The sequence below is a fragment of the Stenotrophomonas sp. SAM-B genome (assembly GCF_013387485.1).
In the GTDB taxonomy this organism is placed as follows: domain Bacteria; phylum Pseudomonadota; class Gammaproteobacteria; order Xanthomonadales; family Xanthomonadaceae; genus Stenotrophomonas; species Stenotrophomonas maltophilia_AA.
On the sequence record NZ_JABBXB010000001.1, the window covers coordinates 510146 to 530951 of the forward strand.

At 66.5% G+C, this 20806-nt stretch carries 19 protein-coding genes; 8 read left to right on the plus strand and 11 right to left on the minus strand.

The annotated features are described in order from the left end of the window. Positions 1 to 59: 59 nt before the first annotated feature. The 3 genes from atpG to HH110_RS02205 all read left to right on the plus strand — a co-directional run bounded on the left by atpG (position 60) and on the right by HH110_RS02205 (position 2905). On the plus strand, positions 60 to 923 hold the full coding sequence (atpG, locus tag HH110_RS02195; protein ID WP_176988116.1) for a F0F1 ATP synthase subunit gamma: 864 nt from the start codon (positions 60 to 62) through the stop codon (positions 921 to 923). A 37-nt stretch (positions 924 to 960) separates the two neighbouring features. Continuing rightward, a complete protein-coding gene (gene atpD, locus HH110_RS02200; RefSeq protein ID WP_121040078.1) occupies positions 961 to 2367 on the plus strand; it encodes a F0F1 ATP synthase subunit beta in 1407 nt (468 codons plus the stop codon). A gap of 115 nt (positions 2368 to 2482) precedes the next feature. Then, complete coding sequence (locus tag HH110_RS02205) at positions 2483 to 2905, plus strand: F0F1 ATP synthase subunit epsilon (protein WP_019183637.1); 423 nt, start codon at positions 2483 to 2485, stop codon at positions 2903 to 2905. A gap of 85 nt (positions 2906 to 2990) precedes the next feature. On the opposite strand, the gene HH110_RS02210 is transcribed toward HH110_RS02205, so the two are convergent. Beyond that, positions 2991 to 3374: a GtrA family protein gene (locus HH110_RS02210; RefSeq protein ID WP_176988117.1), complete on the minus strand. Its 384-nt coding sequence runs from the start codon at positions 3372 to 3374 to the stop codon at positions 2991 to 2993. 85 nt (positions 3375 to 3459) lie between these two features. Between HH110_RS02210 and glmU the strand changes: the two genes are divergently transcribed. Next, complete coding sequence (gene glmU, locus HH110_RS02215; protein WP_176988118.1) at positions 3460 to 4824, plus strand: bifunctional UDP-N-acetylglucosamine diphosphorylase/glucosamine-1-phosphate N-acetyltransferase GlmU; 1365 nt, start codon at positions 3460 to 3462, stop codon at positions 4822 to 4824. 64 nt (positions 4825 to 4888) lie between these two features. On the opposite strand, the gene HH110_RS02220 is transcribed toward glmU, so the two are convergent. From HH110_RS02220 to HH110_RS02245, 6 genes are all read right to left on the minus strand, one after another. After that, positions 4889 to 6256 (minus strand): PAS domain-containing sensor histidine kinase, encoded by a 1368-nt coding sequence (locus HH110_RS02220; RefSeq protein ID WP_176988119.1) that lies wholly within the window; start codon positions 6254 to 6256, stop codon positions 4889 to 4891. Beyond that, positions 6253 to 7593 (minus strand): sigma-54 dependent transcriptional regulator, encoded by a 1341-nt coding sequence (locus HH110_RS02225; RefSeq protein ID WP_176988120.1) that lies wholly within the window; start codon positions 7591 to 7593, stop codon positions 6253 to 6255. The genes HH110_RS02220 and HH110_RS02225 overlap by 4 nt, the downstream gene beginning before the upstream one ends. A gap of 129 nt (positions 7594 to 7722) precedes the next feature. Further along, positions 7723 to 8943 (minus strand): ABC transporter permease, encoded by a 1221-nt coding sequence (locus HH110_RS02230; protein WP_176988121.1) that lies wholly within the window; start codon positions 8941 to 8943, stop codon positions 7723 to 7725. 16 nt (positions 8944 to 8959) lie between these two features. Next, positions 8960 to 10264, minus strand: a complete 1305-nt coding sequence (locus HH110_RS02235; protein ID WP_176988122.1) for an ABC transporter permease — start codon at positions 10262 to 10264, stop codon at positions 8960 to 8962. An 8-nt stretch (positions 10265 to 10272) separates the two neighbouring features. Then, a complete protein-coding gene (locus HH110_RS02240) occupies positions 10273 to 10998 on the minus strand; it encodes an ABC transporter ATP-binding protein (protein ID WP_176988123.1) in 726 nt (241 codons plus the stop codon). 43 nt (positions 10999 to 11041) lie between these two features. Then, the gene (locus tag HH110_RS02245; RefSeq protein ID WP_176988124.1) at positions 11042 to 12307 is read right to left on the minus strand and encodes an efflux RND transporter periplasmic adaptor subunit; all 1266 of its coding nucleotides are present in this window, start codon (positions 12305 to 12307) and stop codon (positions 11042 to 11044) included. Between the two features lie 203 nt (positions 12308 to 12510). Between HH110_RS02245 and glmS the strand changes: the two genes are divergently transcribed. Both glmS and HH110_RS02255 read left to right on the plus strand, forming a co-directional pair. Next, positions 12511 to 14352 carry a glutamine--fructose-6-phosphate transaminase (isomerizing) gene (gene glmS / locus HH110_RS02250; RefSeq protein WP_176988125.1) on the plus strand — a complete coding sequence of 614 codons (1842 nt, stop codon included), beginning with the start codon at positions 12511 to 12513 and terminating at the stop codon, positions 14350 to 14352. Between the two features lie 329 nt (positions 14353 to 14681). Then, positions 14682 to 15113 (plus strand): CBS domain-containing protein, encoded by a 432-nt coding sequence (locus HH110_RS02255; protein WP_176988126.1) that lies wholly within the window; start codon positions 14682 to 14684, stop codon positions 15111 to 15113. A 59-nt stretch (positions 15114 to 15172) separates the two neighbouring features. Here HH110_RS02255 and HH110_RS02260 read toward each other — a convergent pair whose 3' ends face one another. The 3 genes from HH110_RS02260 to HH110_RS02270 all read right to left on the minus strand — a co-directional run bounded on the left by HH110_RS02260 (position 15173) and on the right by HH110_RS02270 (position 18451). Continuing rightward, positions 15173 to 16621, minus strand: a complete 1449-nt coding sequence (locus HH110_RS02260) for a UdgX family uracil-DNA binding protein (protein ID WP_176988127.1) — start codon at positions 16619 to 16621, stop codon at positions 15173 to 15175. A gap of 1 nt (position 16622) precedes the next feature. Next, entirely contained in the window at positions 16623 to 17942 is a 1320-nt protein-coding gene (locus tag HH110_RS02265; protein WP_176988128.1) for a putative DNA modification/repair radical SAM protein, read from the minus strand. A 74-nt stretch (positions 17943 to 18016) separates the two neighbouring features. Further along, a complete protein-coding gene (locus HH110_RS02270) occupies positions 18017 to 18451 on the minus strand; it encodes a VOC family protein (RefSeq protein ID WP_176988129.1) in 435 nt (144 codons plus the stop codon). A 68-nt stretch (positions 18452 to 18519) separates the two neighbouring features. On the opposite strand from HH110_RS02270, the gene HH110_RS02275 reads away from it, so the two are divergent. Further along, positions 18520 to 18996: a hypothetical protein gene (locus HH110_RS02275; RefSeq protein WP_176988130.1), complete on the plus strand. Its 477-nt coding sequence runs from the start codon at positions 18520 to 18522 to the stop codon at positions 18994 to 18996. A 46-nt stretch (positions 18997 to 19042) separates the two neighbouring features. Here HH110_RS02275 and gloA read toward each other — a convergent pair whose 3' ends face one another. Further along, entirely contained in the window at positions 19043 to 19570 is a 528-nt protein-coding gene (gene gloA, locus HH110_RS02280) for a lactoylglutathione lyase (protein WP_176988131.1), read from the minus strand. A 109-nt stretch (positions 19571 to 19679) separates the two neighbouring features. On the opposite strand from gloA, the gene HH110_RS02285 reads away from it, so the two are divergent. After that, positions 19680 to 20792, plus strand: coding sequence for a PLP-dependent cysteine synthase family protein (locus HH110_RS02285; protein WP_176988132.1), 1113 nt, complete (start codon positions 19680 to 19682; stop codon positions 20790 to 20792). Positions 20793 to 20806 lie beyond the last annotated feature (14 nt).

The window sequence follows — 20806 nt, forward strand, 5'->3', positions numbered from 1 at the left end:
CGGCCTCGCTTCACCGTTGAATGGCAGCGGGGCAGAGCCCCGCTCTACGGGAAGAAGAGATGGCAAGCGGACGCGAAATCAAAACCAAGATCAAGAGCGTGCAGAACACCCGCAAGGTGACGCGTGCGCTCGAAATGGTCTCGGCCTCCAAAATCCGCAAGGCGCAGGAGCGGATGAAGACGTCGCGTCCGTATGCGCAGGCGATGAAGCAGGTGATCGGTCACCTGGCCCAGGCCAGCACCGACTACCAGCATCCGTTCCTGGTCCAGCGTGACGAGGTCAAGCGCGTCGGTTACATCGTGGTCTCTTCCGACCGCGGTCTGGCGGGCGGCCTGAACAACAACCTGTTCCGCAAGATGCTGGGCGAAATGCGCCAGTGGCAGGACAAGGGCGCCGACATCGACGTGGTCACCGTCGGCCAGAAGGCCTCGACCTTCTTCCGCCGCGTCAAGGTCAACATGGTCGGCACCGTCACCCACATGGGCGATGTGCCGCACCTGGAACAGCTGATCGGCGTGATCAAGGTCATGCTCGATGCCTTCACCGATGGCAAGGTCGACCGCGTCTACCTGGTCTACAACCGCTTCATCAACACGATGACGCAGAAGGCCAGCTTCGATCAGCTGCTGCCGTTGCCGGCCGCTGAGAAGCAGGTCGCGCATCACGACTGGGACTACCTGTACGAACCCGACGCCGCGACCGTGCTCGAGCACGTGATGACGCGTTACGTCGAGTCGCTGGTGTACCAGGCCGTGCTGGAAAACGTCGCGTCCGAGCATGCAGCCCGCATGGTCGCGATGAAGTCGGCCAGTGACAACGCGAACAAGCTGATCGGTACCCTGCAGCTCGTCTACAACAAGGCGCGCCAGGCAGCGATCACCCAGGAAATCTCCGAAATCGTCGGCGGCGCGGCAGCAGTCTGACGCGCACAGTCAAAGCACACATTAGAGGATTGCAGCAATGAGTCAGGGCAAGATCGTTCAGATCATCGGCGCCGTCGTCGACGTCGAATTCCCCCGCGAGTCGGTGCCGAAGGTGTACCACGCGCTGAAGGTGGACAACACCGAAATCACGCTGGAAGTGCAGCAGCAGCTCGGTGACGGCGTGGTCCGTTGCATCGCGCTGGGCTCCACCGACGGCCTGAAGCGCAACCTGGTCGCCACCAACACCGAACGCGCCATCTCGGTGCCGGTCGGCGCGGGCACGCTGGGCCGCATCATGGACGTGCTGGGTCGCCCGATCGACGAAGCCGGTCCGGTCACCGCCAGCGACACCTGGGAAATCCACCGTGCCGCTCCGTCGTACGAAGACCAGTCCCCGGCCACCGAGCTGCTGGAAACCGGCATCAAGGTCATCGACCTGATGTGCCCGTTCGCCAAGGGCGGCAAGGTCGGCCTGTTCGGCGGCGCCGGCGTCGGCAAGACCGTCAACATGATGGAACTGATCAACAACATCGCCAAGGCGCACAGCGGTCTGTCCGTGTTCGCCGGCGTGGGTGAGCGTACCCGTGAGGGCAACGACTTCTACCACGAGATGAAGGACTCCAACGTCCTGGACAAGGTCGCGATGGTGTACGGCCAGATGAACGAGCCGCCGGGCAACCGTCTGCGCGTCGCGCTGACCGGCCTGACCATGGCCGAGTACTTCCGCGATGAGAAGGACGAAAACGGCAAGGGCAAGGACGTGCTGCTGTTCGTCGACAACATCTACCGCTACACCCTGGCCGGTACCGAAGTGTCGGCGCTGCTGGGCCGCATGCCGTCGGCCGTGGGTTACCAGCCGACCTTGGCCGAGGAAATGGGCGTCCTGCAGGAGCGCATCACCTCGACCAAGAATGGCTCGATCACCTCGATCCAGGCCGTCTACGTGCCCGCCGATGACTTGACCGATCCGTCGCCGGCCACCACGTTCGCCCACTTGGATTCGACCGTGACCCTGTCGCGTTCGATCGCCTCGCTGGGTATTTACCCGGCCGTGGATCCGCTCGACTCGACCAGCCGCCAGATGGATCCGCTGGTCATCGGCCACGAGCATTACGACACCGCCCAGCGCGTCCAGCAGACCTTGCAGAAGTACAAGGAACTGAAGGACATCATCGCGATCCTGGGCATGGACGAACTGTCCGAAGAAGACAAGCAGGCCGTGACCCGCGCCCGCAAGATCGAGCGCTTCTTCAGCCAGCCGTTCCACGTGGCCGAAGTGTTCACCGGCTCGCCGGGCAAGTACGTGTCGCTGAAGGACACCATCCGTGGCTTCAAGGCCATCGTCGATGGCGAATACGACCACCTGCCGGAACAGGCGTTCTACATGGTCGGCAGCATCGAAGAAGCGGTCGAGAAGGCCAAGAAGATGGCTGAGAAGGCCTGATGCGGCGGGGACGGGCGACATGCCCGTCCCGACCCGTCACACGGGGTGGGCGCATGCCCACCGCTGAGGACATCCTGCGGTGGGCCCACGCCCGCCCTAAAGCGAGAAGAGTTTCATGAGCACCATCCGTTGCGACATCGTCAGCGCCGAGCAGGAAATCTTCCGTGGTGAGGCGACCCTGGTCGTGGCCACCGGTGAGCTGGGTGAGCTGGGCATCGCGCCCAAGCACGCCCCGCTGATCACCCGGCTGAAGCCGGGCAAGGTGGTGGTGACCACGCCGAGCGGCGAGCAGATCGACTTCGCCATCTCCGGCGGCATTCTCGAAGTGCAGCCGCAGGTCGTGACCGTGCTGGCCGACACCGCGATCCGTGCCCAGGACATCGACGAAGCCTCGGTCCGCAAGGCCAAGGAAGAAGCCGAGCGCATCCTGGCCAATCGTGGTGAAGCAATGGAAGTGGCCGAAGCGCAGCAGCGCCTGGCGGAAGTGTCCGCCCAGCTGCAGGCGCTGGAGCGCCTGCGCAAGAACCTCAAGCACTAAGCGGTGCGGCGCGACGGCGCCTTCCGCGAAGGGGAAAACGCCGGCTTGCCGGCGTTTTTTTTTGCCTGCCTCCCGGTACGCCGGATCAGCGGAAGATCAGGGTCCGCATCAGCAGGAACGACAGACCGGCCAGTGCGCCTTCGACCAGCGGCTTGGCCAGCCATGCATAGCGCAGCCCCAGGTGCTCGGCCGCCAGCGTCACCAGCAGCGTGCTGATCGCGGTCAGCACCGCCCAGAGCAGCAGGAAGCGCACGAACCGCGGCCAGCCCAGGCGGTGCTCGCCATCGCGGGCGAAGGTGTAGCGGCCGTTGAGCCAGAAGCCGAGCAGCATCCCGCTCACGCGCCCGAGCAGGTTGCCCGGGGCGGCCGGCATGCCGAGCGCGGTGGCGGCCACGAACACCGCCCAGTCCACGACCAGTTGGACCAGGCCGACGACGAGGTAGCTGCTACCTTGGCGGAGGAGACTCACGGGAAATCCGGGTGCGGACAATCCCACATGTTAACGAGCGTCGCACTAGAATTCCCATCAACGATTCCCGGAACGTGATCTACCCATGACCCAACCCCTGCACGTGATCATCCTGGCCGCCGGTGCCGGCAAGCGCATGAAGTCGGCCCTGCCGAAGGTGCTGCAGCCCATCGCCGGGCGCCCGATGCTTGCCCATGTCATCGACACCGCGCGCCAGCTGCAGCCGGAAGCGATCCACGTGGTGTACGGCCATGGCGGCGAAGCGGTCCGGCAGGCGTTTGCCGACCAGCCCGACCTGCGCTGGGCCGAGCAGGGCCAGCAGCTGGGCACCGGCCATGCCGTACTGCAGGCGATGCCGGAGGTGCCCGATGCGGCGACCGTGCTGGTGCTCTACGGCGACGTGCCGCTGATCCGCGCCGAGACGCTGCGCCACCTGTTGTCGCAGCCGGGCCGGTTGGCCGTGCTGGTGGCGGAGGTTGCCGACCCGACCGGTTACGGCCGCATCGTGCGCAATGCGGAGGGCAAGGTCGGCGCGATCGTCGAGCAGAAGGATGCCAGCGACGAACAGCGCAGCATCCGTACCATCAACACCGGCATCATCACCGCCGAATCGACCGCACTGCGTCGTTGGCTGTCGCAGCTCTCCAATGCCAATGCGCAGGGCGAGTACTACCTGACCGACATCTTTGCCGCGGCGGCGAGCGATTACACCCCGGCCGAGATGGCCTTCGTGCAGGAGCCGCAGGACGCCGAAGGCGCCAACGATCCCTGGCAGCTGGCCCAGCTGGAGCGTGCCTGGCAGCTGCGTGAAGTGCGTGCGCTGTGCGCGCAGGGCGCGCGCGTGCTGGACCCGGCACGGCTGGATATCCGCGGCACGGTCACCGTCGGCAGCGACGTGCAGATCGATGTCAACGTGATCCTGGAAGGGCGCGTGGTGCTGGGCGATGGCGTCAGCATCGGCGCTTTCACCCGGCTCAAGGATGTCACCCTGGCCGCCGGTACCGTGGTCAAGCCGCACTGCGATCTGGACGGCGTGGTCAGCGAAGGCGCGGCGGACATCGGTCCGTTCGCCCGTCTGCGACCCGGCACCGTGCTGGCCGAAGGTTCACACGTGGGCAATTTCGTGGAGACCAAGAAGGTGGTGCTGGGGGCGGGCAGCAAGGCCAACCATCTCACCTATCTGGGCGATGCGGTGATCGGCAGCAAGGTCAACATCGGCGCGGGCACCATCACCTGCAACTACGACGGCGTGAACAAGTCGCAGACCACCATCGGTGACCGTGCCTTCATCGGGTCCAACAGCTCGCTGGTCGCGCCGGTGGTGATCGGGGAAGGTGCCACGGTCGCGGCAGGGTCGGTGATCACCCGCGGCGCGCCGGCGGACAAGCTGACTGTCGCCCGTGCCCGCCAGGAAACGATCGACGGCTGGAAGCGCCCCACCAAGAAGTAGTGCCGGCCGCTGGCCGGCACCCCGGCAGTCCCGAGAGCATCACGGTGCCGGCCAGCGGCCGGCACTACCGGGCGTCGGCCGGCAGGAACACCGCCACGCACAGGCCGCCCTCGCGGCGGTTCTGCAGCGAAATGCGGCCACCATGCGCTTCGACGATCTCACGGGTCAGCGCCAGGCCGAGCCCGGTGCCGTTGCGCTTCGTGGAGTAGAACGGCATCAACGCGTTCTGTAGCACCGCCTCGTTCATGCCCTTGCCGCGATCCAGCACTTCCAGCCGCAGCCACTGCGGCAGACGGGTCAGGCGGACCTCGACGTCGTCATTCGGCGGCTCGGCTTCGCCACACGCTTCATGGGCATTCTTGAGCAGGTTCAGCAGCGCCTGCCCGAGCTGGGCGATGTCCACGCGGCTCTGCAGATCGTCGGGTACCTCCGCCATCCGGAACGGAATCTGGTGCTGCAGCCCGCCCAGGAACAGGTTCCACTGCACGGTCTGCAACTGCGGCTGCGGCAGCTTGGCGAAGCGCGCATAGCCGCGGATGAATCCTTCCAGGTGGCGGGCGCGCTCTTCGATGGTGGTGAACACTTCTTCCAGCCGTTCGGTCTTGCCGCGCCGGACCAGCTCGCCACCGGAATGCGCCAGCGAGGCGATCGGCGCCAGGGAGTTGTTCAACTCGTGGCTGATCACCCGGATCACCTTCTTCCACGTCTGCACTTCCTGGCGGCGCAGTTCGGCGGTCAGCAGGCGGATCAGCAGCAGGTCGTGCGGGCGCCCGTTGAGATGGAAGTTGCGGCGTGACAGATGGTAGATCTGCTCATCGTCTTCATCGTGCTCATCGTCGCTGTCCTGGCCTTCGCCGCGCACGGCGAACAGGCTGTCGCCGCCGCGGGCGATGGCATCGCGCAGTTCGATCGGCATCGTCGCCATGACGTCGTGCATGCGCTGGCCTTCCAGCTTCCAGCCGCTGTGCAGCAGCTTGCGCGCCGCCAGGTTGGAGAACACCACGCGCTGCACGCCGTCGCCCCCGTGCGCCAGCAACAGCATCGACACCGGCGTGTTCTGCACCATGGTGTCCAGCAGCAGCTCGCGCTGGACCAGGTCCTGGCGCTGCGCGCGCAGCACGTCGCCCAGCTCGCGGTGGGCCTGGACCAGATCGCCCAGCTCATCATTGGACGGCCAGTAGATGCCGAAGTTGTATTCGCCGTCGCGGTAGCTGCTGGTGGTACCGGACAGGGCGCGCAGCAATGAGCGGATCGGTGCCGTCGCGCGGCGCAGGCTCCACCACATCAGCGCCAGCAGCACGACGACCGAAATGCACGTGACCGCCCAGCCATGGTCCAGCCAGTACGCGAGGTACCAGGGGAACGCGGCCGCCAGTGCCAGCACCGGCAGCAGGCGCAGGAACAACCGGAAGGTGAAGGAGCGGCGTTTCATTCGCGCGGAATGCCGTAACGGTCCATGCGCCGGTACAGCGCCTGGCGGCTGAGCCCGAGTTCGGCAGCGGTCTGGGCGATGATGCCGTGGTTGTGGGCCAGTGCGGTCTCGATCCGGCTGCGGTCCGGGTCCACCGTCGGGGCGGCCGCGCGCGGTGCGGCGGTGCGCGGCAGGTTGAGATCGGCGACCTCGATGCGCGGGCCGGTGGCCAGCAGGTCGGCGCGCTGCAGCACGTTGCGCAGTTCGCGCACGTTGCCGGGCCAGGGGTGGCGTTGCAGCGCGGTGGCGGCGGCGGTGGACAGCGGCTTGCCACTGCCCAGGAAGCGTTCGGCCAGCGGCAGGATGTCGCCGGGCCGTTCGGCCAGCGGCGGCAGCGCCAGCTCGACGGTGTTGAGGCGGTAGTACAGATCCTCGCGGAACTGACCGTCGCGGATCATCGTCGGCAGGTCGGCATTGGTCGCGCTGATCACCCGCACTTTGACCTGGCGCTCGCGGTTGGAGCCCAGCCGTTCGAAGCGGCCGGTCTCGAGTACGCGCAGCAGCTTCATCTGTCCGCTGGAGGAGAGGTTGCCGATCTCGTCCAGGAACAGCGTGCCGCCGTCTGCCGCTTCGAACTTGCCTTCGCGTGCCTTGTTGGCACCGGTGTAGGCGCCGGCTTCGGCACCGAACAGCTCGGCTTCGATCAGCTCGGCGGGAATCGCCCCGCAGTTGAGCGCGACGAACGGTCCCTTTGCGACCAGCGAGTTGGCCTGGATGATCTCGGCGATCTTCTCCTTGCCCGCACCGTTGGGACCGGTGATCAGCACCGGCAGTGCCGAGCGTGCGACCTGGCAGGCCAGGCTGACCACGCGCTCGCTGGCAGGATCGGCCACCACCGCACCGCGCAGGTCGTAGCGCGCCTCCAGCGCCGAACGGTCGCGCTGTTCGCGGTCGCGGCGGCGATCGAGTTCGCGGCGGGTTTCGGAGAGCTCCAGCAGGTTGTTGACCGTGATCAGCAGCTTGCGGTCGTCCCAGGGCTTGGCCAGGTAGTCCGCGGCGCCGGCCTTGACCAGATCGACCGCGCTGCTGAGATGCGTCCAGGCGGTCAGCAGGATCACCGGCAGGTCGGGGTGGCGGGCGCGGATCTGCTGGAACAGCGCTTCGCCTTCCTCGCCGGAAGTGGTGTCCTCGGTGAAGTTCATGTCCTGGATCACCAGGTCCACCGGCTGTTGTTCCAGCAGCTCCAGCCCCTGTTCGGGCGAAAGCGCGTGCAGGGTGTCGATGTCGTGCAGCGAGAACAGCACGTCGAGTGCCGTGCCGACGCTGGCGTTGTCGTCAATGATCAGGATCGAGGGCATGCGGCAACGAAGGACCAGGAAGAAGGCAGAGAGTACCGGAGCCGTGGGCCCTCGTGCAGGGCGGGGCCTTGCTGGCCGCTGCCGGACTGCGGCCCCCGCCCTTGCGGGGACCGCCTTCGGAACGGGCCGTCAGGCACTCCGGGTGGCGACGGCGGGGGGCACGGACGCGGCGCGGCGGGCCGGGCCGAACACCGCGATCTGGCCGAGCAGCCACAGCAGGACCGCGCCGATCGGCAGGTAGCTGATGGGCATGCGCGGCAGCTCGTAGTTGTTCATCAGCCACAGGTTGATCGTGTAGGCCATCAACATGCCCAGCACGATGCCGACCGTGGTCAACAGGAAGTTCTCGGTCTGGAAGTAACGCAGGATCTGGCTGCGGGTGGCGCCCAGCGCACGGCGGATGCCGATCTGCTTGGTGCGCTGCTGCACCCAGAAGCTGGCCAGGCCGACGATGCCCAGTGCGGTCACCACCAGCAGTGCCACGCACACGGTGATCAGCAGGCCGACCATGGCGCGGTCGTTGGCGAAGTACTTCCTGCGCTGTTCCTCGTAGGTGGATTTGCCGCGGATCAGCCGGCTCGAATCGACACGTTCCAGTGCCGTCACCGCTGCCTTGATCACTTCGTCCCGGCGCGCGGGATCGGTGACACGGATCAGGTAGAAGCCTTCGTCGTAGGTCGCCCGCAACGGCAGCATGATCGAATACTGGATGTCGCCGCCTACCGCATTCGGGCGGGCCAGCACCTTGACGATGCCGACGATGCGCAATGGCATGGAACCGCTGTAGACCGTCTTGCCCAAGGCATCACCGCCGGGGAACATCTTGTCGGCAATCGCCTTGGTGACGATGATCGCCGAGCCCGTTTTTTCGGCGTTCTCGTCGGTCAGGGCATCCGCCGCGTCGCGGTATTCGTCGCTCTGGAAATCACGGCCGGCGATCAGCTCCACGCCCAGGGTCTCCAGCGCGCCTTCGCGAGCGAAGTACTGGGAGGTGCTCAGCGTCGAGCGTTCCTGGTTGGGGGTCAGCCCCAGGCCCGTGTTCCAGGAGCTGTTGCGGAACGGAATCTGGTTCAGGGTGACTGCACTCTTGACGCCCGGAATGGCGTGCAATGCCGCCAGGTCTTCGCGGGTGCGCGCTGCGGCATTGACCTGGGTGCCGATGCCGCCCAGGCGGACTTCGATCAGTTCGGTTTCGGCGATGCCACTGGGCTGGTTGATCTTCTCGATGCGCTGCCCGATCAGGAACAGCGCATTGCAGACGATGGCGCAGGTCAGGGCGATCTCGAGCACGATCAGCGATGCGGCGGTTTTATGCCGGCGGAGCGTGGAGAGGATGGGACGGATATCCATGGTGTACTCCGGATCCTTACTGCGATTTGAGTTGGATGGCGGGCGCGACCTGCATGGCGCGCAGCGCCGGCAGGAAACCGGCCAGCAGGCTGGCGACCAGGGTCAGCGCGAAGGTCATCAGCAGCATCTGCCCATCCAGCGTGGCCAGCTTGGCGTAGTCCACCGGTTGCTGGCGCACCGCGTACAGCCCCAGCATCGCCAGCACCAGGCCAAGCAGGCCGCCGGCCAGGCCGACCGTACCGGCCTCGATGAGCGACTGCAGGAAGATCTGGCCGCGGCTGGCACCCAGCGCCCGGCGCACGCCGATCTCGCCGCTGCGGCGCAGGAACTTGGCCAGCAGCAGGCCCACGGTATTGATCAGGCAGACCAGCAGGAAGCCCATCGCCAACCACAGCTGCAGCCGTACGTCACCGGGGACCACCTTCTTGTAGTCCAGCCACTCCATGACATTGCGCAGACGGACGTTGTTGGGACGCTCGAAGCGGCCGGCCGCACGCTGCTGGTCGGAGTAGTTTTCCAGGTAGCGGCGGTACTCCGCAGCCTGCCCGGCATTCTCCAGCTCCACCCAGTACTGGATCCATGTGCAGCTGGCGGTCGGGCCGGTCGGATCGGGCTCGTTGCGGCGGCCGAAGCAGTCCATGCTGCCGCTGCGGTCGAACTTCAGCTCGATGGCCGTGGTGAAGGGAACGAACACATCTTCGCTGTCGCCATAGCGACCGGTATTGAGATCGTAGAAGTGCGGGTTGGGGTGCCACTCGTCCAGCACGCCCACCACGGTCATCGTGTTGCCATTGATGCGCAGCGACTTGCCGACGCTGTTGGCGCCATCGAACAGCTTCTGGTTGAGTGTCTTCGTGATCACCGCGACCCGGCCGCGGCCTTCGTCATCGGATTCCTTCCATCCCTGGCCGTACTGGAACGGGGTATCGAACATCGGGAAGAAGTCGCCCGAGGTGTAGCGAGAATCCGTGACGAACGGACGCAGCGTGCTGCTGTCCGGCTCGATGGTGACGCCGCCACCGGTCATCATCGCCTGGCGCTTGGCATGTTTCTCGCTCAGCAGTTTGGTGGCATCGAAGCGGGTCAACTGGTCGGCCGGTTCTTCGCCAGGCTGATAGCCAAGCGCCGACTGTGGATCAATCTGCACGCTGAAGAGCCGGTCGCTCTTCTGCGGAATCGGATCACCGGACAGCACGTGGAACACGGTCAGCGTGGTCATCGACGCGCCGATGCCCAGCGCGATGGCGATCACCATCAGCGCGGTCAGCACCTTGTTGCGCCGGAAGCTGCGCAGGGCCAGTCGGAAGTAGTAAGCGATCATGGCCGGCCTCAGTCGTTGGCGATGGCGGCGGCAACCGCGGGGCGCGGCGTGGAGAGCACCGGATCGCGCAGCAGGTCGGTGACCTGGCCGTCGACGATGTGCACGTTGCGCTTGGCACGGGCGGCCAGTTCGGGGTCGTGGGTCACCATCACGATCGTGGTGCCCTTGGCATTGATTTCTTCCAGCAGCTCCATGACGCCACGGGCCATCTGGCTGTCCAGGTTGCCGGTCGGTTCATCGGCCAGCAGCAGGCGCGGGCTGCCCGCCAGCGCCCGCGCGATCGCGGCGCGCTGCTGCTGACCGCCGGAGAGTTCGGCCGGGTAGTGCTTCATGCGCGAGCCCAGGCCCACCTGGGCCAGCGCGTGCTCGATGCGCTCCTTGCGCTCGGCGGCGGGCATGCCGCGGTAGCGCAGCGGCACATCGACGTTGTCGAACAGGTTCAGATCGGAGATCAGGTTGAAGCCCTGGAAGATGAAACCGATCTTCTGGTTGCGCAGGCGGCTGCGCGCGTCATCGCCGAGCTGGCTGACGTCCTGGCCATCAAGCAGGTAGGTGCCGCTGGTGAAGGTCTCCAGCAGGCCGGCGATGTTGAGGAAGGTGGTCTTGCCCGAACCGGACGGACCGGTCACGGCAACGAACTCGCCTTCGCGGACGTGCAGGTCCAGCGACCGCAGGGCATGGGTTTCCACCTGTTCGGTGCGGAAGACTTTGGCGACCGAGCGCATTTCAAGCATGGCTGTTTTCCTTTGAAAGTCGAGAGGATCGAAAGGGAATGATTCAGTTGACGGACACGCGCTCGGCATCGCCGAACAGATCGCTGCCGGAGACCACGACGCGGTCGCCGGGCTGCAGGCCGGAAAGGATTTCCACTTCACCCAGGCTGCTCACGCCGAGCTTGACCGGGCGGCGGATGGCATGGCTGCCCTCCATGACGTAGGCGTAGCCGTTGCCCTGTTCGACGAACGGGCCGCGCTCGATCTTGAGTGCGTTGCGGCGGGTATCGAGCAGCACGCGGGCCTGCATCCGCTGGCTCTGGCGCAGGCCCTGCGGCTGCTTGTCGGCGAAACGGATGCGGGCATTGACCTCGCCGGCGACTACTTCCGGGGAGACGGCGGAAATCTCGCCGGCGAACTGGCCGCTGCCGCCGGTCAGCTGCGCAGGCATGCCGATCGTCAGCTCGCGGGCGAAGCTTTCCGGCACCTTGATCTCGATCTCGAAGCGCGACAGGTCGACCACGCCCAGGATCGGCGCATTGGCGACCACGTTGGTGTGCTGGGTCGCCTGCACCTGGCCGACCTGGCCATCGAACGGCGCACGCAGCGTGAGGGCGTCGACCTGGCGCTCGACCTCGGTCACCACCGCACGCTGGCGGTCGGCGAGCAGGCGCTTGTTGCGCGCATCGAGGTCGGCGCCCTGGGCTTTGAGCATGGCATCCTTGCGGGCATGTTCGAGCTGGATGTCGCTCTTCTTGACCGTGTCTTCGGCCTTGGCGACATCGACCTGCGGCACCGCGCCCCCATCGAAGCCACGCTTGTAGCGCTCCAGATCGCGCACGGCCGCCTGGCGTTCGATCACCGCCTGGTCGGTATCCTTCTGTGCCGTGGCGCGCGCCAGGGTCGCATCCAGGGTGGCGCGGCTCGCCTCGGCCTGCAGGCCGGCCAGGGTGGCCTGTTCCTGGGCCAGCTTGCTGCGCAGTTCGGGGCTGTCGATCACGGCCAGTTCCTGGCCCTGCTTGACCACGTCACCGGCCACCACCTTCAGGTTCACGTTGCCGGCGGAAATCGCATACAGCACCGGGTTGTTGGCCGCGATCACGCGACCGTCCGCGGCAATGTCGCGGACCATGTCGCCGCGGGTGACCTCGGCGATGCGGACGCGGGCGCTGTCGAAGGAGCGGCTGGCCCCGAGCCAGGCACGGGCGGCGAAGCCGATCGCCAGCAGCACGACCAGCGCGGCGACCGCCGGCCACAGCCAGCGCTTCCACGGGGCGGGCGCGGCATGCGAGGAAAGGGTCTGGTCCTGGGCGGAAGTGTCGCGGATCATCGGGCTCGTTCGCGGTTGGGTTACGAAGTACCAAGCAGACTCCGTGCCAAGTTTTCACCCTTTGAAAACAAGGGCTTGCGAAATCGGCCGCGTGTCCGTGTGTCCGCGGACACCGGGCCGGACACTTTCGTTAAGCGGACAGCGCCCAAGCGTCCGGGGCCGCCGCGCTAGAATGCGGGGCTTACCAGCAGGGATCTGAATCTATGTGCGGCATTGTGGGAGCGATCGCCCATCGCGACGTGGTACCGGTACTCATCGAAGGATTGAAGCGGCTGGAATACCGGGGCTACGACTCCTCCGGCATTGCCGTGATCGACGCCTCTGCCGCCGCACCCGATGTCCGCCGCGTGCGCCGCACCGGCCGCGTGGCCGAGATGGAGAAGGCCGCCGCGAGCGAAGGCTTCCAGTCGCTGCTGGGCATCGGCCACACCCGCTGGGCGACCCATGGTGGCGTGACCGAGGCCAATGCGCACCCGCACATCAGCCACGGCGTGGCGCTGGTCCACAACGGCATCATCGAGAACCATGAAGAACAGCGCGAGAAGCTGCGCGCGCTGGGCTACGTCTTCGAGTCGCAGACCGACACCGAAGTGATCGCGCATCTGATGCACCATCATCTGAAGGCAGGCGACAGCCTGCTGTCGGCGCTGCAGCGCACGGTCAAGGAGCTGACCGGTGCCTACGCGTTGGCGGTGATGAGCCGTGCCGAGCCGGATCACTTCGTGTGCGCACGCATGGGTTGCCCGCTGCTGATCGGCGTCGGCGAGGGCGAGAACTTCGTCGCTTCCGACGTCTCGGCGATCCTCCAGGCCACCCGCACGGTGATCTTCCTGGAAGAGGGCGACACGGCCGATATCCGCCGCGATGGCGTGCAGGTGTATGACGAGCACAACCAGCCTATCGTGCGCGACGTGCATCTGTCCGACGTATCGCTTGCCTCGCTGGAGCTGGGCCCGTACCGCCACTTCATGCAGAAGGAAATCCACGAGCAGCCGCGCGCACTGGGCGACACCATCGAAGCGGCGATCGATGCCGGCGGTTTCCCGGCCACGTTGTTCGGCAAGAATGCCGAGGCTGTGCTGTCGGGTATCGAAGGTGTGCAGATTCTTGCCTGCGGTACCAGCTATTACGCCGGGCTGACCGCGCGCTACTGGATCGAAGCGATCGCCGGGCTGCCGTGCAGTGTCGAGATCGCCAGCGAATACCGCTATCGCGCGGCCTATGCGAATCCCAAGCACCTGATCGTCACCATCTCCCAGTCCGGCGAAACGCTGGATACGATGGAGGCGCTCAAGTACGCCAAGTCGCTCGGCCACCTGCATACGCTCTCGATCTGCAACGTGCCCGAGAGCGCGATCCCGCGCGCCAGTGAACTGGTCTGCTACACCCGTGCCGGTGCCGAGATCGGTGTCGCGTCGACCAAGGCCTTCACCACCCAGCTGGCCGCGCTGTTCCAGCTCACCGTGGTGCTGGGCAAGCTGCATGGCCGCATCGATGCCGCCCAGGAAGCGGACCACCTGGAGCAGCTGCGCTTCCTGCCGGGCAGCGTGCAGCATGCGCTGAACATGGAGCCGCAGATCGCCGCGTGGGCCGAGCGCTTCGCGCGCAGGAACAGCGCGTTGTTCCTGGGCCGTGGGCTGCATTACCCGATCGCGCTGGAAGGCGCGCTCAAGCTCAAGGAAATCTCGTACATCCACGCCGAGGCCTATCCCGCCGGCGAGCTCAAGCATGGCCCGCTGGCGTTGGTGGATGAAGAGATGCCGGTGGTGGTGATCGCCCCGAACGACAGCCTGCTGGAAAAGGTCAAATCCAACATGCAGGAAGTGCGTGCCCGCGGCGGTGAGCTGTTCGTGTTCGCCGACCAGGACAGCAATTTCGTCGAGTCCGAAGGCGTGCATGTGATCCGCACGCCGCGCCATGCTGGTGTGCTGAGCCCGATCGTGCATACGATTCCGGTGCAGCTGTTGGCCTATCACACCGCGCTGGCCCGCGGGACAGACGTGGACAAGCCGCGCAACCTGGCCAAGAGCGTGACGGTGGAGTGATGCGTCCGCCGCCAAGGCGGCGCTGATGCGTATCGAGGGTGGTCCTGCGGGGCCACCCTTTTTTGTGCGCCACCCATGGGGTGGCTCTACGCGGCCGCCGGCACTGGAACTTTAGTCGTGCCCTGCGGCGGCATTCAGCGACGGTTTTACTGGCGGTGCCATTCTCAGGGTCGTCCCCCGCTTCCACGACGAACCGTCCCAGATTTGCAAACTCCTGGGCCGGGGTGCGGACGTAGAATCGAATGACCGAGGACCGCGTGGCGATGCCACCGACCTCGCTGCAACCAGGCGCATCTCTCGACTTCAGTAACCTGTAACAGGAAACAAGAATGAACGTCCGCGAACTCCTGCAATCCAAGAAAGAAGCCATCGTCACCATCGATGTGGAAGACACCATCGGTGCCGCGGCCCACAAGATGAGCGCGCACAAGATCGCCGCCCTCGTGGTGATGAAAGACGATGCACCGGTGCGTATCGTGTCCGAGAAGGACATCGTGCGCAGCCTTGCGGAAGATGGTCCCCAGGCGGGCAGGCGGGTCATCTCCACGCTGCCGTCGGCAGGGCTGGAAGGCATCGGCCCCGATGCGAGCCTCAAGCAGGCGATGGCGCTGATGACGTACTCCCGCCATCGTCATCTGATGGTGACCGAAGGCGCCACGCTGGTCGGCATCCTGAGCCTGGGCGATATCGTGAAGAATCTGCTCAGCGAGCTGGAGCTGGAAAAGGCGGTCCTGCAGGACATCTACATGGCGGCGCACTGACGCTGCCCGATCTGCGTTGACGGGCATTGCCGGCCATCGGCCGGCAACCCCATGCGAGGTCAACGTGTACGTTGGACCTCGACCAGGTGCTGGAGGTCGTCCTTCAGCAGCCGATAGGCGCCCTCGCGCGCTGCATCGCCGGTCTGCCGCAGTACCCACGACGGATGCACCGTGGCAAACGCCCGCGTGCCGTCGTCCAGCACGTGCCAGCGTCCGTGGTTCTCCATCAGATTGAAGCCGGCCCCGAACACGGCCGTGGCCGCGCTCGCCCCCAGGCAGACGATCACCTGCGGTCGCACGTTCTCTATCTCGCCCATCAGCCAGGGCCGACACGCGTTGATGTGGGTTATCTGCGGCTTACTGTGGATGCGCCGCTTGCCGCGCCGCTCGAAACGGAAGTGCTTGACCGCATTGGTCAGGTAGAGCGCGCTGCGCTCGATGCCGAGTTCGCGCAGCGCACGATCCAGCAGCTGCCCGGCGGGGCCGACGAACGGATGCCCGCTGAGGTCCTCGCTGTCCCCGGGTTGTTCGCCGACCAGCATGATCGATGCATTCGGTGGACCTTCACCGAACACCGTCCGCGTGGCCGGTTCCCACAGCGGACAGCGGCGGCACGCCGCGGCGGCATCGCGCAGCGCGTCGAGCGTGGCAGGCGTCGTCTCTGTGGCGGGCTCCAGTGCCGCGATGGCCTGGGGAATGCGCCGCCGCGGGGCCTGCGCTTCACGGTCGTGCATCTCCTGCACCCGGCCACCGGCATCACGCACCAGCTGTGGCAGCAACGAGGCTTCGGGCAGGTGTTTCCAGTATCTGGCGGGCATCTCCTGCTGCATCATGCGCGTGTTGAGCCGGGCCGGATTGAAGATGTTGGCGTAGTAGGTGCGCCATAATTCTTCGCGTGCGTCTTCCATCGGCGCATCGCTTTGGCGGCCGCCCGGGCCGAACGACAGGTGCTGCCCATCCCAGTGCACGCTGCGGTACGGCGTCAGGATCGCCCAGCGCATGCCGGCGAATCGTCGCGCGAAAAACGGTGCGACGCGGTCGACAATCTGGTGATCCGGTTCGAACCAGGCGATGAAGGCATCCTGTTCGCCGGGGACTTCGCGGAAGCGCACGAAGGCCTTCATCTTGTGCGTGTCGCGGCGTACCGCCTGGCTCAAGGCCATGGCGCGAAGCACGTCGGCATCGGCGGGATTGGACAGCAGGCTGCGTTCGCCATGGGTGATGCGCCACAGCATGCGATAGAGCAGTGACATCCGCTGCGGATCGCGATGGCACAGGCAGATGGCAGCCAGCTCGACAAAGCTCTTGGGGACATGGACCTGCGGCTCGGCCTGTGGCGCGCTGTCCTCCACCGAGGTCAGCGATGGCGCATCCAGCAGCGACGTCTCGCTGCCAAGCAACCAGTCCAGTTGATCCGGCGCGACCGCGTGGCGCAGGGCCAGGCGCGCGGCGGTGCGCCACGCTTCCAGAGACCACGCCGGGTCGACCCGCACACTCCAGCGCGACATGTCAGTGGGCGGCCGCGTCGGGGAACAACGCACCCTGTCGCGGTGGTGGTGCCAGTCGGGCACGTAGTGCCGCCGGGTCATCCAGTGCACGCCGCGGATGATGGTCGGCCAGCTGCACGAACGGCAGCAGCTTGCTCATCGGTGCACGCAGTCGGGCCACATCGGCCACGCGCAGGCGTCCATGCCGCCGCGCCATCAGCACGCGCTTGACGTTGCGCACGCCGAGCCCGGGCACGCGCAACAGCAGCTCCTTGGGCGCGATGTTGAGATCCACCGGGAAGCGCTCGGGGTGGCGGATCGCCCAGGCCATCTTCGGGTCGATGTCCAGATCCAGCATGCCGCCCTGGGTGGTATCGGTGATTTCCTCCACGCCGTACCCGTAGAAGCGCAGCAGCCAGTCGGCCTGGTAGAGGCGGTGCTCGCGTGCCAGCGGGGGCGCCTGCAGGGGCAGCGCCTTGCTCGCATCGGGGATGGGGCTGAAGGCCGAGTAGTAGACGCGGCGCATCCGATAGTTGCCGTACAGATTGTCGGCCGCGCTGAGGATCTGGTTGTCGCTGGCACCGTCGGCCCCCACGATCATCTGGGTGCTCTGCCCGGCCGGCGCGAAGCGGGGCGCGCGTGCCCGGCGGCCGCGCAGGGCCGGCGCGGGGGACGCTGCGGCGGCTGCCGAGGATGATGGCGCGTCAGGGTCCGGATGGGACGTGCGCGCTTCCTTGGCTTCCTCGATGCGCCAGCGGAGCTCGCCCATCGCGCCGCGGATCGACGGCAGGGATTTCTCCGGCGCGAAACTGGCCAGCCCGGCCTCGGTCGGCAGCTCGATGTTGATCGACAGCCGATCGGCATGGCGTCCGGCAAGCGCAAGAAGTTCCGGGGAGGCTTCCGGAATGGTCTTGAGGTGGATGTAGCCGCTGAACCGGCGTTCTTCGCGCAGCACGCGCGCGATCTCCACCATCTGCTCCATGGTGTAGTCGGCATTGCGGATGATCCCGCTGGAGAGAAACAGCCCCTCGATGTAGTTGCGCTTGTAGAAGTCCATCGTCAGCGCGACCACTTCCTCCACGCTGAAACGCGCCCGCTGCACGTTGCTCGATACGCGGTTGACGCAGTACGCGCAGTCGTAGATGCAGAAGTTGGTCAGCAGGATCTTGAGCAGCGACACGCACCGCCCATCGGGCGTGTAGCTGTGGCAGATTCCCATCCCCTCGGTACTGCCGATGCCGCCGGATGCACGCGAATCGCGCTTGCCCGCGCCACTGGAGGCGCAGGACGCGTCGTACTTCGCGGCATCGGCAAGGATGGCCAGTTTGCGGATCGTCTCCATGGAAGGACCGTACCGAGGCACGATCTCATCCAGTGAGACGCATCAGATGGTCCCTGAAGAATTCAGGTTCCGACTCAGCCTTCGAAGGTCACTTTCACCGAGTCCGCGCTGTAGGTGGCCGGCCCATGGAACACCACTTCGATGTTGTTGCCATCCGGATCCAGCGCGAACGCCGCGTAGTAGCCCGGATGGTAAGGACGCTCGCCCGGGGCGCCGTTGTCCTTGCCACCGTTGGCCAGCGCCGCCTGGTGGAAGGCCTCGACGGTGGCGCGGTCGCGCGCCTGGAAGGCGAGGTGGTGGCGACCGGTGAGCTGGCCCAGCGCCGCGTCGCTGTCCGGCGTGGAGATGAACAGTTCGTCGGCCCAGAAGTAGGTGTCGCCTGCGCCGGCGATCGGAATGCCGATCGTGTCGAACACAGCCTGGTAAAAGCGGCGGCTGGCGGCGAGATCCCTGACCACCAGTTGCAGGTGATCGATCAGGCGGCCGCGGTGCAGTTCCATCGTTTCCATACCGGCTCCGTTGGGTGGTGGGACGGGGCGCAGATATACCACTGGACGCAGCGCGACGCATCGCGGCGGTGTCGACCTTGCTGACTACGCGCAGCGGTCTGTCGGCCACGGCCCTTCCGGCGGCCCGCACGCTGACCTACGCTGCGCGCTGGCGTCATGAACGCGCAGGCGGAGGAGGCACGATGCTGTGGATGGTGATGATGGCCCAGGCGGTCGCAGGCGACGCGGGCTATGAACAGGTGCGGGCGCTGGCGCAGCGCGATGAGGCCAGCCTGGCACCGGCGGCGTATGCGGAGATGCTGGACAGCATGAGCCGGGTCGGCGGGGCCAGCTTCACGCGCTGCATGCCCACGCCCGCGCCGCAGGCGCTGGCGCCCTTCACCGTGGTGCTGCAGCTGGATGCGCAGGGCAGGGTGGTGCGGACATGGCGCGAAGGCGAGGAGGCGGTCGCGCGCTGCGTTGATGCGGGGTTCGCCGGGAAAACGTTGTTCGTGCCGCCGAAGGCGCCGTTCCATGCGGCCTTCGAGTTCCAGGTCCAGCCCTAGCCTCGACAACGCGCCGGCGGGGCCGGCGCGTCGTGGAGAGGCGGGATCAGGCGATCGGGGTATTGGAGATGATCTCCACCCAGTAGCCGTCCGGATCCTTGATGAAGGCCAGTTGTTTCATGCGGCCGTCTTCCAGGCGCTTCTGATAGGGCACCTGCAGGGCGTCGAAGCGGTTACAGGCGGCCTGGATGTCCGGCACGGAGACACAGATGTGGCCGAAGCCGCGCGGGTCGGTATTGCCGTCGTGGTAGACCGGGCCGTCCTGGTTCTCGGTGCCATGGTTGTGGGTCAGCTCGAGCACGCCGGGGATGCCGGCCATCCACACCCGGCGCGCGTCGTCGCCCTCGGGAATCTGGGTGCCGGCCGGCAGCAGGGCCAGGAAGTACAGGGTGAACTGCGCCTCGGCGAAGTCGCGCTGGTCGATGAGGCGGAAGCCGAGCACGCGGGTGTAGAAGTCCAGCGACGCGGCGGCGTCCTTGACGCGCAGCATGGTGTGGTTGAACACGAAGCCGGTGGTTTCGGCGGGCACCTGGGCGGCGACACCCGGCTGGTTCTGGAAGGCGGCAAGGCTCATGGGGGATCCTGGGGCGGGGCCGCATCGGCGCGGCGGACGCGCCATTTTAGCGGTCCCGGCCGGACGGGGTGGCGGGTAGAATGGTGTGTCTCCCTGAGCAGCGTTCATCATGTCCCAGCGTGAATGGGTGGCCGCCGCCATCCGCAAGATCGAAGCCGACTTCAACCGTTCGGCCGATACCCACCTGATTCCGATGGACCTGCCGGGGTTCGAGGGCATCGACCTGTACTTCAAGGACGAGTCCAGCCACCCCACCGGCAGCCTGAAGCATCGCCTGGCGCGCTCGCTGTTCCTGTATGCGCTGACCAACGGCTGGCTGCGCGAAGGACGTCCGGTGATCGAAGCCTCCAGCGGCTCCACCGCCGTGTCCGAGGCGTATTTCGCCCGCCTGCTGGGCCTGCCGTTCATCGCGGTGATGCCGGCGACGACCTCGCCGGAGAAGATCGCGGCGATCGAGTTCCATGGCGGCCGTTGCCATCTGGTCGAGCGTGCCTGCGACCTGAACTGCGATTCGGAAACGCTGGCCCGCGAAACCGGCGGCCACTTCATGGACCAGTTCACGTATGCCGAGCGTGCGACCGATTGGCGCGCGAACAACAACATCGCGGAATCGATCTTCAAGCAGATGGCCGAGGAGCCGCATCCGGTGCCCGAGTGGATCGTGTGCAGCCCGGGCACCGGCGGCACCGCGGCGACGCTCGGCCGCTACGTGAGCTACCGCCGGCATGACACCCGCATCCTGTGCGCGGACCCGGAGGTCTCGGTGTTCTATGACGGCTATTGCGCCGCGCTGGCCGGGCAGCCCTGGCGCGAGCTGACCTGCAGTGGCGGCTCGCGGGTGGAAGGGATCGGCCGGCCGCGGGTGGAGTCCAGTTTCATCCCGACCAGCGTCGATGCGATGGTCAAGGTGCCCGATGCGCTGAGCCTGGCGGCGATGCGCCACGTCAGCCGTCAGCTGGGCCGCCGCGTGGGCGGCTCCACCGGGACCAATTTCATCGGCGTGCTGCAGGCCGCGCAGCTGATGCGCGATGCCGGCCGCAGCGGCTCGATCGTGACCATCCTGTGCGACAGCGGCGAGCGCTACGCGCACAGCTATTACAACCCTGAGTGGTACCCGAAGCAGGGCATCGACGTGGAGGGCGCCGATGCTCTGCTCGCCGCTGCCGTGGCCGGGCAGGGGCTGCCGGTGCTGCCCTGCGTCTCGCTGGAAGCGCTGTACTGAGCGGGGCGCCGGAT